The sequence below is a fragment of the Streptomyces sp. NPDC107562 genome (genome assembly GCF_055657325.1).
In genome coordinates this window covers 553,997-568,309 of the sequence record NZ_JBVKBE010000002.1, presented here as the reverse complement: position 1 = coordinate 568,309, position 14,313 = coordinate 553,997, and the positions used below count along the sequence as shown (strand labels likewise).

Here is a 14,313-nt window from a genome sequence, read left to right as displayed (position 1 = left end):
CCACGACACCGGATCAGGTCGCGGACCGCGGCGTCACTCGCCCTTGGCGGAGGTCAGTCCCTGGATCCGGCCCAGGACGCTCACCTGGGCCGCGCCCGACCCCTTGCGCGGGCTGAGCGCCACCTGGTTGGAGACGAACTCCATCGTCAGCGACTGCTTGATCTCGCCGGTGGTCAGCGCCTCCACGTCCTTGCTGGGCTCCGGTACCGAGGCGCCCGCCGCGGCGGTCTGCTTCTCGTAGTGGTGCGTGGTGAAGAACACCGCCGCCCCACCGTCCGCGGTGCGCAGCGCGACCGGGGCGTAGTCGCCCTCGGTCAGCGGCTCGTCGAGGTACTGGGTGACCAGGCCGGGCCGCTCCTTGTTCTTCTCCCGCTCCTGGCGCCACCGGCTGGTGTGCGCGCCGTCCGCGAAGCCCTCGCCGCCGTCCTGGAGGTAGGCGACGTAGTCCTTGCTCAACCGGGCCGGGGGCACGGCGAATTCGGCGGAGTCCACCGGCAGGGCCTCGGCCCAGCCGTCCTTGTCCTTCTTGAACTCCGGCACCTTCCCGGGCGCCACGAGCGTCAGGTAGGACACCTCCCACTCGGCGTCCAGCCCGTCCCGGGTGAACACCAGCAGCCAGCGCGCGTCCCCGCCCCGGTTGGCCTCGGCGTCCGCGAGGAACCAGCGTGGCCAGCCCGCCTTCTTCGGGATCGTGTAGGTGACGTCGCTGAACTCCAGCGGGGAGTGGTTGGGGTTGCCGCCGGGGTCGACGACGTGGCCCGCCTTCAGGCGCGCCTCGTCGATGGCGGCCAGCGGCCCGGTGACATGGTCGGCGTCGAGCGAACTGTCGTACGACTTGTCCGCCTTGTTGTACGCGCTCGTGAACTCCCGGAGCGCCTCGGCCGCCTCGTCCCGGGTGGCACCCGGCAGCACCTCGCGCTCCCCGTGCACCACCACGCATCCGCTCGCCGTCAACGACAAAGCGGTCAGCGAAGCGGCGAGGAGCGCGCTCCGGTCCAGCCTGCGAAGCCTGCGAGGGCCGCGATCCCTGGTCATCGGGTCCTTTCCACCTTCCCCTTCCCGGAGGCGAACCCTACCGGGGCACCCCGGCGCGCCGGTGGCCGGTTCCGGGTAGAGCGGCCACACCGTGACCTGGACGTCATCCGTCCCGGCGCGGGGCCACCAGGACCGCTCCGGTGCGGGGATGCGCGAGCACCTCGACAGGCTGGTCGTAGACCTCGGACAGGAGGCCCTCGCCGAACACCTCCGCCGGGGGCCCGTCGGCCGCGACCCGGCCCCGGTGCAGCACGGCGACGCGGTGCGCGTAGGCGGCGGCGAGCCCGAGGTCGTGCAGCACGACCACGACGGCGTCGCCGGCCCCCGCCCGTTCCCGGCACAGCCGCAGCACCAGTTCCTGGTGCTTGAGGTCGAGGGCGGCGGTCGGTTCGTCGAGCAGCAGCAGCGGGGCGCGCTGGGCGAGGACCCGGGCGAGCGCGACGCGGGCGCGTTCACCGCCGCTGAGCGCGGCGAAGGGCCGGGCGGCGAAGCCGGTGACCTCGGTGGCCGCCATGGCCGCGGCCACCGCCGCGTCGTCCTGCTCCTCCAGGGGCGTCCCGGCCCACGGCGCCCGCCCCATCCGCACCACCTCCTCGACGGCGAACGGGAACGACAGCGTGGCCGACTGCGGCAACACGGCCCGGCGCAGCGCCAGTTCGGGCGCGGTCCAGTCCACCGCGGGGCGGCCGTGCAGGCGTACGACGCCGTCGGCGGCGGGGAGATCGGCGGCGAGGGCGCTCAACAGGGTCGACTTGCCCGCCCCGTTGGGGCCGACCAGTGCCAGCACCTCGCCCGCGCGGACGGTGACGTCGACACCGTCCAGGACGGTCCGGGCACCCAGGCGGACGCGCAGGCGGAGGGCCTCGGCGAGGACGTCGCCGGGCGCCGGCGCGGGCGGGGGAGCGGGACGGGCACGGAAGAGCCCTCGCCTCGGCGGTGTCACGCCCAGCCTCCTTGCTTGCGACGGGTACGGCGCAGCAGCCAGAAGAAGAACGGGCTGCCCACCAGGGCGGTCAGAACTCCGAGCGGCAGCTCCGCGGGCGCTGCCAGCGTGCGCGCCGCGAGGTCGGCGCCGAGCAGCACCGCCGCGCCGCCGAGCGCGCTGCCCGGCACGAGGAACCGGTGCCCGGGCCCGGCCGCCATGCGCAGCAGATGCGGTACGACGAGACCGACGAAGCCGATGACGCCGGAGACGCTCACCGCGGCCGCCGTCAGCAGCGCCACCACCAGGATCAGCACGATCCGCAGCCGCTCCACGTCCACGCCCAGGTGCCGGGCGGGCCGGTCGCCGAGGGCGAGCAGGTCCAGCCGGCGGGAGTACAGCGGGGCCAGCAGCAACCCGGCGGCCGCGCACGGCAGTACGGCGAGCACCTTCGGCCAGGTGGCCTGGGAGAGGGAGCCGAGCTGCCAGAAGGTGATCTGGTTCACGGCCGCGGTGTCGGCGAGGAAGATGAACAGGCCCACGAGGGCGCCGCAGAAGGCGTTCACGGCGATCCCGGTGAGGATCAGTGTCACGACCTCCGTGCGGCCGCCCGCGCGGGACATCGCGTACACCAGCAGGACGGTGGCGAGACCGGCGACGAACGCCATCGCCGGGAGCGTCCAGTTGCCGAGGAAGTCCAGCCCGAGGGCGATGGCGGCGACCGCCCCGACAGCCGCGCCCAACGAGACGCCGATGGTGCCCGGTTCGGCGAGCGGGTTGCCGAACACGCCCTGCATCAGCGCCCCCGCGCAGCCCAGCGAGGCACCGACGAGGAGCGCCAGCACGATCCGGGGGAAACGCACGTTCCACAGCACCGACTCGGCCACCCGGTCCAGTTCCGTGCCGCCGAGACCGGCCTTGTGCTGCACGGAGGAGAGCACGTCGCCGACCGGGACGGGGTAGGCGCCGATGCCGGCGGCGAGCGGGACGAGGACGAGGAGGGTGGCGACCAGGCCGAGCGTCAGGAGCCAGGCGGGGCCGCGGCGTCCGCCGGGCGCCGCGGCCGGCCGGGCGGTGCGTGCGAGGGGTCGCTCCTTGAGGGCCGTCACGCGCCACCGCCGCCGTGGAGTTGGGCGACGACCGAGGCGAGCACCTGGTCGGTGCGCGGTCCGTAGCTGAGCAGGACGCCGTCCTCGACGGAGACGATCCGGCGGTCCAGGCCGGCCGGGGTCTGGGCGATGCCCGGGATCCTCTCCAGGCCCTCGACGCCGCCGACCGACGCAAGTCCCTTGCTCATCACGAGGATCGCGTCGGGTGCCGCTCGGGCCAGCGCCTCGCTGGTGAGGGCGGTGAAGTCCTTGTCCAGGCCGGAGGCGGCGCCGGCGTCGACCGCTCCCGCCGCCTCGATCAGCGAGGTGGCGCCGGAGCCCTTGCCGCCGAGCAGGTAGACGGAGGCGGAGCCGCGCAGGTAAAGGAAGGCCACCCGGGGGCGGGGTCCTTTCGTGGGGACCGTCGCGCGCACCTCGGTGAGGCGTTGCTCGGAGCGGCGGGTGAGCGTCTCCCCGGCGGACGGTACGCCGAGGGCGGCGGCAACGGCCCGGATGCGCGGGCCGACGTCGTCCAGGCCCCGTGCCGGGGCGACCACGAGCACCGGGACCCCGGCGTCGCGGATCTGCCGTACGGCCTCCGCCGGTCCGGTGGTGGTCTCGGCGACGACGAGGTCGGGCCGCAGCGACAGCACGCCCTCGGCGGAGACGTCGTGGGCGCGGGTGACCACCGGGAGCTTCTCGGCCTGGGCGAAGGTGGCCGAGATGTCGCGGGCGACGACACGGTCGCCGAGCCCGAGGGTGAAGACGATCTCGCTGAGGCTGCCGGACAGGGGCACGATCCGGTCCGCCTCGCGGACGGTCACCGTGCGGCCGTCGGCGGAGGCGACCGTGACGGGGAGGCGTGGCTCGGGGGTGTCCGCCAGGGGTTCGACCCGGTCGGGAGCGGCCGCCGCGGGTGTGCGGCCGGGCCGTTCGGGCTCGTCGGTGGCGCCGCAGCCGGCCGCCGTCAGGGCCAGCAGCGCCAGCGCGGCGGCCCCCAGTCGAGTGCGCAAGCGTCGCACGTCCCGTTCCTCTCAGCTTCCGGACCTTCCGGATTCACGGTTTGCAGCTTAGGTTAGCCTTACCTTCCTGGCCAGGTGGTGGTGATCCCCTGGCCGACTCCCCGTGCCCGCTGGAGGTCCGTCATGTCCCCACCCCCGCGCCCGCGTCGGTACGGCTGGGTCGCCGTGCTGTGCCTCGCCGTGCTCGGGGCGCTGCTGCCGTCCGGCGTCGCACGGGCCGACGGCGCCGCCGTGCGGGGCGGGCGGCTGGACTGGGGGATCAAGGCCTCCTTCCAGAGCTACGTCACCGGGCCGATCGCGGGCGGGAGTTACACGCTGACCGGCGGCGCGGCGACGGTGGGGGAGAGCCGGTTCCGGTTCCACTCGGCGACCGGCACCTACGACGGGGACAGCGGCGCCTTCGGTGCCGCGTTCTCGGGCGGGGTGCGCTTCACGGGGCACCGCACCGACGCCGGCGAGTACCAGCTCGACCTGACCGTCGCCAACCCCAGCGTGCGCATCATGGGCTCCACCGGCACGCTGTACGCGGACGTCACCAGCAAGGCGAAGGGCACGGGGGCGGTCACGACGTCCCGTCAGGTGCCCTTCGCCTCCCTCTCCCTCGGCGGGATCGACATGAGGGGCGGCGGCACCACCGTCGTCCTGAACAACCTGCCCGCGACGCTGACCGCCGAGGGCGCCAGGTCCTTCGCCGGGTACTACACCGCGGGGACCGCGCTCGACCCGCTGAGCCTGTCGGCCGACGTCGCGGCGCTGCCCGCGAGTTCGCCGCCGAAGCCCACGCCGAAGGCGTCCGAAGCGCCGCAGCGGACGTCGGCCCCCGCCGGGCGGATCCAGGACGGCGCCGTCGACTGGGGGGTCCGCCGGACCTTCCGGGAGTACGTCACCGGCGACATCGCCCGGGGCGGGTGGACGCTGTCCGCGGGCGCCCAGGACGGCGGCGCGCTGTTCCGGTTCCCGGACGGCTCCGGGACGTACGACGACGGCGACCTCAAGGCGGCCTTCACCGGCGTGCTGCGGTTCACCGGCGCCCACGGGCTCGATCTGAGGCTGAGCGCGGTACGCGTCACCGTCGCCGACGGCAGGGGCACGCTCCACGCCGACGTGCGCGGCCCGCAGTACGCGGCGCGGAAGGTCCCGCTCGTCACCTTCACCGCGAAGGGGCTGAAGGTGGGCGACGGCCTGGTCCGGCTGACCGAGGCGCCGACGAGACTCACCGCCGCCGGCGCACGCGCCTTCGGCGGGATGTACCGGACCGGCACCGCGATGGACCCCGTCTCCCTCGCCGTCGCCCTCACCGCCGACGCCGACCTGCCCGCCCTGCCCGACCTGGGCAGTTCGGCGAGCCCCACGCCGGAGCGGGCCCGGGTGACCGAGCGGCCGGCGCGCACCGCCGGACCCGTCGCGGGCGCGTCGCACGACGACGGCCTGCCCGTGCTGCCCCTCACCGTCCTCACCGGCCTGCTGCTGATCGCGGCCGCGGCCCTGGCCTACGCCGTCCGCACCCGCCGCACCCGCACCCGCACGCCGACCGGCCGCACGCAGGGCTGACCTCCGGCGGCCCTCACCCCGCAGGTCCGGCCCCGTCCGACCAAACCCCTTCCACCGACCTCAGGAGCAACGCGACATGTCCGCCAGACCCCGCCGCCGTACCACCGCCCTCGCCGCCGCCGTCGCGACGGCCGCCGCGCTCGGCGCCACCGCCCTGGCCACCGTCGGCGCGCCCGCCGCGGCGGCCGCCGAAGTGCCGCTCAGCGACTACACGTTGACGTGGGGCATCAAGCAGTCGTACCGCTCGTACGTCACCGGCATGGCGGCCGGCACCTTCACCCCCTCGGACGGCGCCTCGCAGGCCGCGGGCAACGGCGCGTTCACCTTCACGGACGGCACCGGCGGCTACGACCCCACCGCGCACACCGTGGACCTGGCCTTCCGGGGCACCCTGAAGATCGAGTCGACCGCGCACCGGTTCGAACTCGGCCTGTCCGACATACGCTTCGACAGCGCGGCCGCCGAGATCACCGCCGACGTCACCAGGAGCGGTACGACCACCCAGGACGTGCCGCTCGCCGAGGTCGCCGTCACGCGTGCCATGACCGAGATGGCGACCACGCTGACCAAGGAGGCCGCGGACGTCTTCGGCAGCGCGAGCTACGAGGGCGCGGCCGGCGACCCGCTGACCGTCGCCCCCGAGGACCGGCCGTCCCCGTCCCCCACGGCGACCGCGACGGGCTCCCCGACGGCGAGCGCGTCCCCGTCCCCCACGGCGACGGCCTCGCCCTCCTCGTCCCCGACGGCCTCCCCCTCGCCCACCGCCTCCACCTCGCCCTCGGCGAGCGCGAGCCCCTCCGCTCCCGCACGGGGCGACATCGCCGACGGCACGCTGACCTGGGGCGTGAAGGAGTCCTTCCGCGCCTACGTGGTCACCGGCCAGGCGCGCGGAGCCATCACGGTGTCGGGCGGCGCCGGACAGGCCCCGGGCAACGGCGAGTTCACGTTCGTGGACGCGACCGGCGGCTACGACGCGGACGCCGGCACGCTGTCGGCCGCGTTCGAGGGGGCGGTGAACTTCAAGGGCCACAAGGAGGGTGACGAGTACGGCCTCGACCTCACCCTGGACGATCTGCGCACCACGTTCGACGGCGGCACCGGCGAACTCACCGCCGACGTCACGAGCCTCGGCGAGACGACCCAGGACGTGCCCCTGGCCGACCTGACGGCGCGCTCGTCCGACCTGGCGCCGGAGAACGACGTCATCACCCTGGACGACGTGACCGCCGAGCTCACCTCCGCGGGCGCCGAGGCCTTCGGCGGCTTCTACACCGCGGGCACCGCACTCGACCCGGTGGACGTCGCGATCGCCCTCACGGACGACGCCCAGCTCCCGGACGGCGACGACCCGGCCACCCCGTCGCCCTCGGACACCTCGGCCGCCACGACCTCGGGCGGGGTCACCGGCTCCACCACCGGCGGCGCGGGCGGCTCTCTCGCCACGACCGGCTCCGAGGTCCCGGTGGGCGCGCTGGGCACGGCGGCCGCCGTGACCGTCGTGGCCGGCGCGGGCGTGGTGGTGGCGATGCGCAGGCGGCGCACCGGGGCGTGAGGCCCGGGGCAGTCCGGCGTTCCGGTCACGCCGGTGGTGTTTGAATGCCGGAGTGACTGACTACGACGTGCTGCGTGTCTTCTGCGCGGCGAACGGCGGATACGGGAACGAGCTGGGCGTGGTCCGCGACGGTTCGGTCGTCCCCGGGCGGAGCGAACGGCAGGCGTTCGCGGCGAAGCTCGGTTTCAGCGAGACCGTGTTCGTGGACGACCCCGAGCGCGGCGTCATCGACATCTACACGCCCGGCGCGCGCCTGCCGTTCGCCGGGCACCCCTGCGTCGGCGCGGCCTGGCTGCTCGACGTGCCCGAGCTGGTCACGCCCGCCGGGGTGGTGGGGGCCCGGCAGGACGGGGAGTTCAGCTGGATCGAGGCGCGCCCGGAGTGGCCGGAGCCGCGCACCCTGCGCCGGTACGCCACCGTCGCCGAGGTCGACGACCTGCCCGTACCGCCGCGGGGGGAATGGGTCTACGCCTGGGCGTGGGAGGACGAGGCGGCGGGCCGGGTGCGGGCGCGCGGCTTCCCCGGCCGGGGCGACGGCATCGAGGAGGACGAGGCGACCGGCGCCGCCGCCCTCCAGCTGACGGCCCGGCTGGGACGGGCGCTGAACATCGCGCAGGGCGCCGGTTCCCAGATCCTGACGGCGCCTCAGCCGGAGGGGTGGGTGGAGATCGGCGGCCGGGTCCTGCTGGAGCGCTGAGCGTCGCCGGGCGCCCGTACGGGTGGAACAGCGTGTGCGCGGCGAGGTGAGCGGGGACCGATGGGCGTGACCACTCAGCATCGCGAGAGGAGCCCCATGCGCATCCGATCTGCCCTGGCCGCGACCGTCCTGGCCGCCGCCCTGACCGCCACCGGCGCCGCGACGGCCACCGCCGTCGACCCCCGGGTCGCGACCGACGAGACCGTTCCGTGCAGCCCCTACGCGGGCTCCATCGACGCGGAGACCGCCGACATCCAGTGGGCGGGCGCGGTCTGCCACAACGGGGTCTTCGACTTCTGAGCGGCACACGCCGGGCACCTGGCCCGAGCCGGCCCCGGGTCCCCCTCGCAGCGTGCGAGGGGGACCCGTTCCGTTGCCGGGGCTCCGCTCACGCGGACAGTGGGAACTCCTCGCCGAGGGCCCGGAACACGGCGGTGTTCAGCGCGAACGCCTTCTTGCACTCGGCCACGATCCGCTGCTGCTCCAGTTCGTCCGCGTCGATCGCGTCCAGCAGCTCGCGGTAACCCCGCTTGAACGCCGCCGGGTTGCCGATCTCCTCGAAGACGTAGAAGCGGACGCCGTCGCCCTTCTTCGCGAAGCCCCACGTCCGCTCGGCCTTGTCACGGATGATCTGACCGCCGGACAGGTCGCCGAGGTAGCGGGTGTAGTGGTGGGCCACGTACCCGGCGGGCCACTCGCGCGCGCACCGCGCGACGCGGTCCGCGTAGGTCCGGGTGGCGGGCAGGGCGGTGAGCGTCGCCCGCCAGTCCGGGCCGCGCAGATGGGCGAGGTCCCGTTCCAGGGCGGGCAGCCGGAACAACCCCGGCTGGATGAAGGGGCCCGCCACCGGATCCGCGGCCAGCCGGTCCGCGCCGGCCTCCAGTGCCTCGTACACGAACCACAGTTGCTCGGTGTAGCGCGCGTACGCGTCCACCCCCAGCCGGCCGCCCAGCAGATCGCTCATGAACGTCGAGGTCTCCGCCTCCACGTGCTGCTCGTGGGAAGCGGTGCGGATGAGGGTCGAGAAGGAGTCCATGAGCTCAGTTTCTATGGTTAGGCTTACCTAAGTCAACGGCTTTCCGACATCCTGTCGGTAACTTTCTACCCCTCCTCCTCGCCGGCCGCACACCCGGCAGCACACCCGGCCGGGCACGAGAAAAGGCCCGCCCTCGCAAGAGGGCGGGCCCGCGCGGGAGCGGTCGCTACGGCAGCGTGAGGATCTCCGCGCCGGACTCCGTCACGACCAGCGTGTGCTCGAACTGCGCCGTGCGCCTGCGGTCCTTCGTGACCACCGTCCAGCCGTCGTCCCACATGTCGTACTCGTGCGTCCCGAGCGTCAGCATCGGCTCGATGGTGAAGGTCATGCCGGGCCGCATCACCGTGGTCGCGTGCGGGGCGTCGTAGTGCGGGACGATCAGGCCCGAGTGGAACGACGAGTTGATGCCGTGTCCGGTGAAGTCGCGGACCACGCCGTAGCCGAAGCGTTTGGCGTACGACTCGATGACCCGGCCGATGACGTTGATCTGCCGGCCCGGCCGGACCGCCTTGATCGCCCGGTTCAGCGACTCCCGGGTGCGCTCGACCAGCAGCCGGCTCTCCTCGTCCACGTCGCCGACCAGGTACGTGGCGTTGTTGTCGCCGTGCACCCCGCCGATGTACGCGGTCACGTCCAGGTTGACGATGTCGCCGTCCCGCAGGACCGTCGAGTCGGGGATGCCGTGGCAGATCACCTCGTTCACCGAGGTGCACAGGGACTTCGGGAAACCCCGGTAGCCGAGGGTGGAGGGGTAGGCGCCGTGGTCGCACAGGAACTCGTGCGCGACCCGGTCCAGCTCGTCCGTCGTCACGCCCGGCGCGATCGCCTTCGCGGCCTCGGCCATCGCCTGCGCGGCGATCCGCCCCGCGACCCGCATCGCCTCGACCGTCTGCGGCGTCTGCACCTCCGGACCGGTGTACGGCGTCGGCGCGGGCCGGCCGACGTACTCGGGCCGCCGGATGTTTCCGGGCACGGAACGGGTGGGAGACAGCTCCCCTGGTACGAGCAGTGACTGGCCAGACATGCCAGCGAGTCTAACCAGCGGGCATACGAGACCATGTCCCCTGGCGAAAGGAGCCGGTCATGGCCCTGTTCAAGAAGCGCACCGTCGGCAAACCGGGCGAGTGGTACTACTGCCTGGAGCACAAGAAGGTCGAGGAGGGGCCGGAGTGCCCCAACAAGGACCGCTTCGGCCCGTACACCAGCCGTGAGGAGGCCGAACACGCGATGGCGACGGCCCGCGAGCGGAACCTCGAATGGGAGAACGACCCGCGGTGGCACGACACCGCGGGGCGCGGGGAGCGCGACGAGGACTGATCAGGCCCCCGTCGACGCGGCTGCGCGCAGGTCGCGCAGCCGCGTCGCGTGCTCGTTCGTCCGTACGTCGTACGTCATCAGCTTCGGCAGGCACAGGGCCAGCAGCCCCACCGCGCCCGCGCACAGCAGCCCGCCGGACCACACCGACGCCCGCACCCCGGCCCACGCGGCCATGCCCCCCGCGCGGACCTGGCCGAGCTGCGGTCCCACCGAGTACGACAGCAACTCGATGCCGGCCAGCCGGCCGCGCAGCTCGTCCGGGATCGTCTGGTTCCACATCGCCGCCCGGAAGATGCCGCTGACCATGTCGAAGGCGCCGCCGAGCGCCAGGCACAGCAGCACCAGCCACACGTTCCCGGCGATGCCCGCGGCGGCCATGGCGAGCCCCCAGCCGGCCGCCGCCAGCACCACCATGCGCCCGTGCCGGTGCACCCGTGACGTCCAGCCGCTGGTCAGGCTCACCAGCAGGGAGCCCGCCGGGATCGCCGCGTACATCAGCCCCAGCGACCACTCGGCGCGCAGCTCGTCGGCGAGGAACGGCAGCACGGCGAGCGGCATCGCCAGGAACATCGCCGCGAGGTCGATCGTGTACGTGCCGAGCAGCTCCTTGCGGCTCCACGCGTAGCGGGCGCCCTCCGCGATCGACGACCAGGAGGGCTTCGCGGCCTCGTGGGACGCGGGGGAGGCGGCGAGGCCGACCGCCAGCACCACCGAGACGGCGAAGGTCGCCAGGTCCAGGGCGTAGGCCCAGCCCAGCCCGGCGTACGCCACCACGACCCCGGCCAGCGCCGGGCCCGCGATGCCGCCGACCTGCCAGCGCAGCGCGTTGAGCGAGGCGGCGGCAGGCAGGTGCTCGTGGGCCACGATCCGGGGTGTCAGCGCGTCCAGGGCGGGCCGCTGGACCGCGGCCAGCGCGGAGGACAGGGCGGCGACCACGTACAGCGGCCAGATCGCCGGGTCCGGCAGCAGCGCGTTCGCCAGCAGCGCCGCGCTCAGCAGGCCGAGCCCGGCCTCCGTCCACAGGATCAGCTTCCGCTTGTCCAAGGCGTCGGCGAGCGCGCCGCCGTACAGCCCGAACACGACGAGCGGCACCAGTTCGACGGCTCCGATCGCGCCCACGGCCGCGGCGGACCCGGTGAGCTCCTTGATCTGCACCGGCAGTGCCACGAAGGTCAGGAAGCTGCCGAAGTTCGTGATCAGACCGGCGACCCAGAGCCTGCGGAAGTCGGGGGAGGACCGCCACGGCGCGAGATCGGGCAGCAGGGCGCGCAGGCCGGCCGGGGGCGGGGGTGGGGCGTCGTCGGTCACGAGAGGCCATGCTCGGACGACCCGGGCACCTGAGGCAATCGCTTTTCGACGCGGACGGGCACGCCGCGGACGGCACGGCACGGCACGGCACGGACGGCACGGACGGCACGGCACGGCACGGACGGTGACGCGGATGCCGGCGCGGGCGGGTCACCAGCGGGGCGGGGGCGGGGAGGTCAGTTCGTCGGCCAGGCGGGAGAGGCGGTCCCGGAGCCGCCGGCGTCCGCGGGCCGCCGGGAGCGCGTTCTCGCCCGCCGCCGCGCTCACCAGGTGCTGCACCGTGTCCAGGTCCAGCTCCGAGCGCGCCCCGACGGCCAGCGCGTCGTGCGCCATCGTCGCGAGGTCCCCCTCGGCGGCGCCCAGCGCCAGCACCGTCGCCCCGGCCCGCCGCGCGTCGTGCACCCGCTCCAGCAAGGAATCACAGGGCAGCTGTGGCGACACCACGAGCAGCGTCTCCCCCCGCCGGGCCGCCTCGATCCGGCCCAGCCCGACCGCCAGGTGCGCCGGGTCCGAGGGGCGCGCGTCGTGCCGTACCAGCGTCGGCGCCAGCTCCGGCGTGCCGGACCAGGCCGCCTCGTCGACGAGGTGGGCCGCCAGATGCCACGGCTCGTACTCCCGCGTGCCCACCAGCAGCAGGCCACCCCCGTGCGACACCACGGAGCCCCGCAGCACCCCGGCGAACCTGCGTGTGGCCCCCAACCACTCGGTCCCGGCGAGCACTTCGCGCAGCAGCGCGACCCGTACGGCGTCCATGCCACGGCATCCTGCCGTAACCGGCCACCCTTGGCCCTGAGTTCACCGCGAATTCGCCCAGGTTGGGCACGGCGCCCCGACACCACCCGAACGGGAGGTCACCGGTGGGGCGAACGGGGAACCAGTAGGGCGAAGCGCACCGCCCGTACCGGGCCGAAGCAAGGCGAAGCAGAGGGAGAGCGATCCATGTCCGCACCCACCGTCCCCTTCCGCGCCGGCCAGGAGGGGTACGCGAGTTACCGGATCCCGGCCGTCGTCCGCACCCGCGAAGGCACCCTCCTCGCCTTCTGCGAGGGCAGGGTCGACTCGGCGAAGGACTGGGGCCGCATCGACATCGTGCTGAAGCGCTCCACCGACGGCGGCCGCACCTGGGGCCCCCTCATGGTCGCCGCCGACCACGGCGCCGACCTCGCGGGCAACCCCGCCCCCGTGGTCCTCGACACCGGCCGCGTCCTGCTCGTCCACGTCCGCTCCGCCGCGTCCGCCTCCGAACACCTCATCCTGCGCGGCGAGGTGAGCGAGGCCGACGGCCGCAGGGTGTGGGTCCAGCACAGCGACGACGACGGCCTGACATGGTCGGCGCCCAGGGAGATCACCGAGCAGGTCAAGCAGCCCGGCTGGCGCTGGTACGCCACCACCCCCGGCCACGGCATCCAGCTCGGCACCGGACGGGTCGTCGTCCCCGGGAACCACACCCTCCCGCCCACCGGCACCGACGTCGGCGACGAGGCGAAGTACAACAGCGGCCACTGCCTGCTCAGCGACGACCGCGGCGAGAGCTGGTACCTGGGCTACCTGGAGCAGGACACCCGCGGCTACATCAACGCCAACGAGACCACCGCCGCCGAACTCCCGGACGGCCGCCTCTACTTCAACACCCGCAACGACTCACCGTCCCCCGGCAACCGCGCCGACGCCCACTCCGAGGACGGCGGCAGGACGCTGCGACGGCCCTTCCGCCCGCAGGCCGGCCTCGCGGGCCCCGTCTGCCAGGCCAGTCTGCTGCACCTCGGCGAGCCCGACGTCCTGCTGTTCTCCGGCCCCGCCTTCCCCGGCGGCCGCGGCCTGATGACCGTCCGCGCCTCCACCGACCACGGCACCACCTGGCGCGAGGCCCACACGATCGACGGACTCCCCGCCGCCTACTCCGACCTGGTCCGCGTCGACGACGACACGGTCGGACTCCTATACGAGACAGGGGACTTCGGGGCGTACGAACGGATCACCTTCCGGCGGCTGCCCGTGACGCGTCTCACCTGAGCCCGCCGGGCGGCGGGGGGCGGACGTAGAGTCAGGTCCATGACCTCTACGGACAGTGCCGCTGCTGAGAAGCAGCCCGCGAAGGCCCCCGCCAAGGACCCCTGGGACCTGCCCGACGTCTCCGGGCTGGTCGTCGGTGTGCTCGGCGGGACCGGGCCGCAGGGCAAGGGCCTCGCCTACCGGCTCGCCCGGGCGGGCCAGAAGGTGATCATCGGCTCACGCGCCGCCGAGCGCGCCCAGGCCGCCGCCGGGGAACTGGGGCACGGCGTCGAGGGCGCGGACAACGCCGAGTGCGCCCGGCGCAGCGACGTCGTGATCGTCGCCGTGCCGTGGGAGGGCCACGGCAAGACGCTCCAGGCGCTGCGCGAGGAACTGGCGGGCAAGCTCGTCGTCGACTGCGTCAACCCGCTCGGCTTCGACAAGCAGGGCGCCTACGCCCTCAAGCCGGAGGAGGGCAGCGCCGCGCAGCAGGCCGCCGCCCTGCTGCCGGACTCCCGGGTCGCCGCCGCCTTCCACCACCTGTCGGCCGTGCTGCTCCAGGACCCCGCGATCGAGGAGATCGACACCGACGTCATGGTCCTCGGCGAGGAGCGGGCGGACGTGGAGATCGTGCAGGCGCTGGCCGGCCGCGTCCCCGGCATGCGCGGCATCTTCGCCGGCCGGCTTCGCAACGCCCACCAGGTCGAGTCGCTGGTCGCCAACCTGATCTCGGTGAACCGCCGCTACAAGGCCCACGCGGGCCTGCGCGTCACGGACGTATGACCCCATGGGG

General features: G+C 74.1%; 15 protein-coding genes. 7 read left to right on the top strand and 8 right to left on the bottom strand.

The annotated features are described in order from the left end of the window. Nucleotides 1-33: 33 nt before the first annotated feature. From ACZ7LV_RS08385 to ACZ7LV_RS08370, 4 genes are all read right to left on the bottom strand, one after another. On the bottom strand, nucleotides 34-1,035 hold the full coding sequence (locus ACZ7LV_RS08385) for an SCO2278 family lipoprotein (RefSeq protein ID WP_471937037.1): 1,002 nt from the start codon (nucleotides 1,033-1,035) through the stop codon (nucleotides 34-36). A gap of 103 nt (nucleotides 1,036-1,138) precedes the next feature. Then, nucleotides 1,139-1,978, bottom strand: coding sequence for a heme ABC transporter ATP-binding protein (locus ACZ7LV_RS08380; protein ID WP_471937035.1), 840 nt, complete (start codon nucleotides 1,976-1,978; stop codon nucleotides 1,139-1,141). Continuing rightward, nucleotides 1,975-3,066 carry a FecCD family ABC transporter permease gene (locus ACZ7LV_RS08375; protein ID WP_471937033.1) on the bottom strand — a complete coding sequence of 364 codons (1,092 nt, stop codon included), beginning with the start codon at nucleotides 3,064-3,066 and terminating at the stop codon, nucleotides 1,975-1,977. The genes ACZ7LV_RS08380 and ACZ7LV_RS08375 overlap by 4 nt, the downstream gene beginning before the upstream one ends. Next, nucleotides 3,063-4,058 carry a heme/hemin ABC transporter substrate-binding protein gene (locus ACZ7LV_RS08370; protein WP_471937785.1) on the bottom strand — a complete coding sequence of 332 codons (996 nt, stop codon included), beginning with the start codon at nucleotides 4,056-4,058 and terminating at the stop codon, nucleotides 3,063-3,065. Before ACZ7LV_RS08370 ends, ACZ7LV_RS08375 begins: the two co-directional genes overlap by 4 nt. A 132-nt stretch (nucleotides 4,059-4,190) precedes the next feature. On the opposite strand from ACZ7LV_RS08370, the gene ACZ7LV_RS08365 reads away from it, so the two are divergent. The 4 genes from ACZ7LV_RS08365 to ACZ7LV_RS08350 all read left to right on the top strand — a co-directional run bounded on the left by ACZ7LV_RS08365 (nucleotide 4,191) and on the right by ACZ7LV_RS08350 (nucleotide 8,167). Continuing rightward, the gene (locus tag ACZ7LV_RS08365; protein WP_471937031.1) at nucleotides 4,191-5,618 is read left to right on the top strand and encodes an HtaA domain-containing protein; all 1,428 of its coding nucleotides are present in this window, start codon (nucleotides 4,191-4,193) and stop codon (nucleotides 5,616-5,618) included. A 76-nt stretch (nucleotides 5,619-5,694) separates the two neighbouring features. Further along, entirely contained in the window at nucleotides 5,695-7,170 is a 1,476-nt protein-coding gene (locus tag ACZ7LV_RS08360; RefSeq protein ID WP_471937029.1) for an HtaA domain-containing protein, read from the top strand. A gap of 52 nt (nucleotides 7,171-7,222) precedes the next feature. Beyond that, entirely contained in the window at nucleotides 7,223-7,867 is a 645-nt protein-coding gene (locus tag ACZ7LV_RS08355; protein ID WP_401676620.1) for a PhzF family phenazine biosynthesis protein, read from the top strand. A gap of 96 nt (nucleotides 7,868-7,963) precedes the next feature. Continuing rightward, nucleotides 7,964-8,167, top strand: coding sequence for a hypothetical protein (locus ACZ7LV_RS08350; RefSeq protein WP_471937027.1), 204 nt, complete (start codon nucleotides 7,964-7,966; stop codon nucleotides 8,165-8,167). Between the two features lie 88 nt (nucleotides 8,168-8,255). Here ACZ7LV_RS08350 and ACZ7LV_RS08345 read toward each other — a convergent pair whose 3' ends face one another. After that, nucleotides 8,256-8,903: a biliverdin-producing heme oxygenase gene (locus ACZ7LV_RS08345; RefSeq protein WP_471937024.1), complete on the bottom strand. Its 648-nt coding sequence runs from the start codon at nucleotides 8,901-8,903 to the stop codon at nucleotides 8,256-8,258. A gap of 166 nt (nucleotides 8,904-9,069) precedes the next feature. Further along, nucleotides 9,070-9,927 carry a type I methionyl aminopeptidase gene (gene map / locus ACZ7LV_RS08340; protein WP_471937022.1) on the bottom strand — a complete coding sequence of 286 codons (858 nt, stop codon included), beginning with the start codon at nucleotides 9,925-9,927 and terminating at the stop codon, nucleotides 9,070-9,072. A gap of 59 nt (nucleotides 9,928-9,986) precedes the next feature. On the opposite strand from map, the gene ACZ7LV_RS08335 reads away from it, so the two are divergent. After that, nucleotides 9,987-10,220, top strand: a complete 234-nt coding sequence (locus ACZ7LV_RS08335; protein ID WP_471937018.1) for a hypothetical protein — start codon at nucleotides 9,987-9,989, stop codon at nucleotides 10,218-10,220. Here the strand turns inward: ACZ7LV_RS08335 and ACZ7LV_RS08330 are convergent, their stop codons facing one another. Together ACZ7LV_RS08330 and ACZ7LV_RS08325 are read right to left on the bottom strand one after the other, a co-directional pair. Then, a complete protein-coding gene (locus ACZ7LV_RS08330) occupies nucleotides 10,221-11,528 on the bottom strand; it encodes an MFS transporter (protein WP_471937016.1) in 1,308 nt (435 codons plus the stop codon). It lies immediately after the preceding gene. 150 nt (nucleotides 11,529-11,678) lie between these two features. Further along, nucleotides 11,679-12,281, bottom strand: coding sequence for a hypothetical protein (locus tag ACZ7LV_RS08325; protein ID WP_471937013.1), 603 nt, complete (start codon nucleotides 12,279-12,281; stop codon nucleotides 11,679-11,681). Nucleotides 12,282-12,467: 186 nt separating this feature from the next. On the opposite strand from ACZ7LV_RS08325, the gene ACZ7LV_RS08320 reads away from it, so the two are divergent. Continuing rightward, nucleotides 12,468-13,541, top strand: coding sequence for a sialidase family protein (locus tag ACZ7LV_RS08320; RefSeq protein ID WP_471937011.1), 1,074 nt, complete (start codon nucleotides 12,468-12,470; stop codon nucleotides 13,539-13,541). Nucleotides 13,542-13,580: 39 nt separating this feature from the next. Continuing rightward, nucleotides 13,581-14,303: an NADPH-dependent F420 reductase gene (npdG, locus tag ACZ7LV_RS08315; RefSeq protein WP_471937009.1), complete on the top strand. Its 723-nt coding sequence runs from the start codon at nucleotides 13,581-13,583 to the stop codon at nucleotides 14,301-14,303. Nucleotides 14,304-14,313 lie beyond the last annotated feature (10 nt).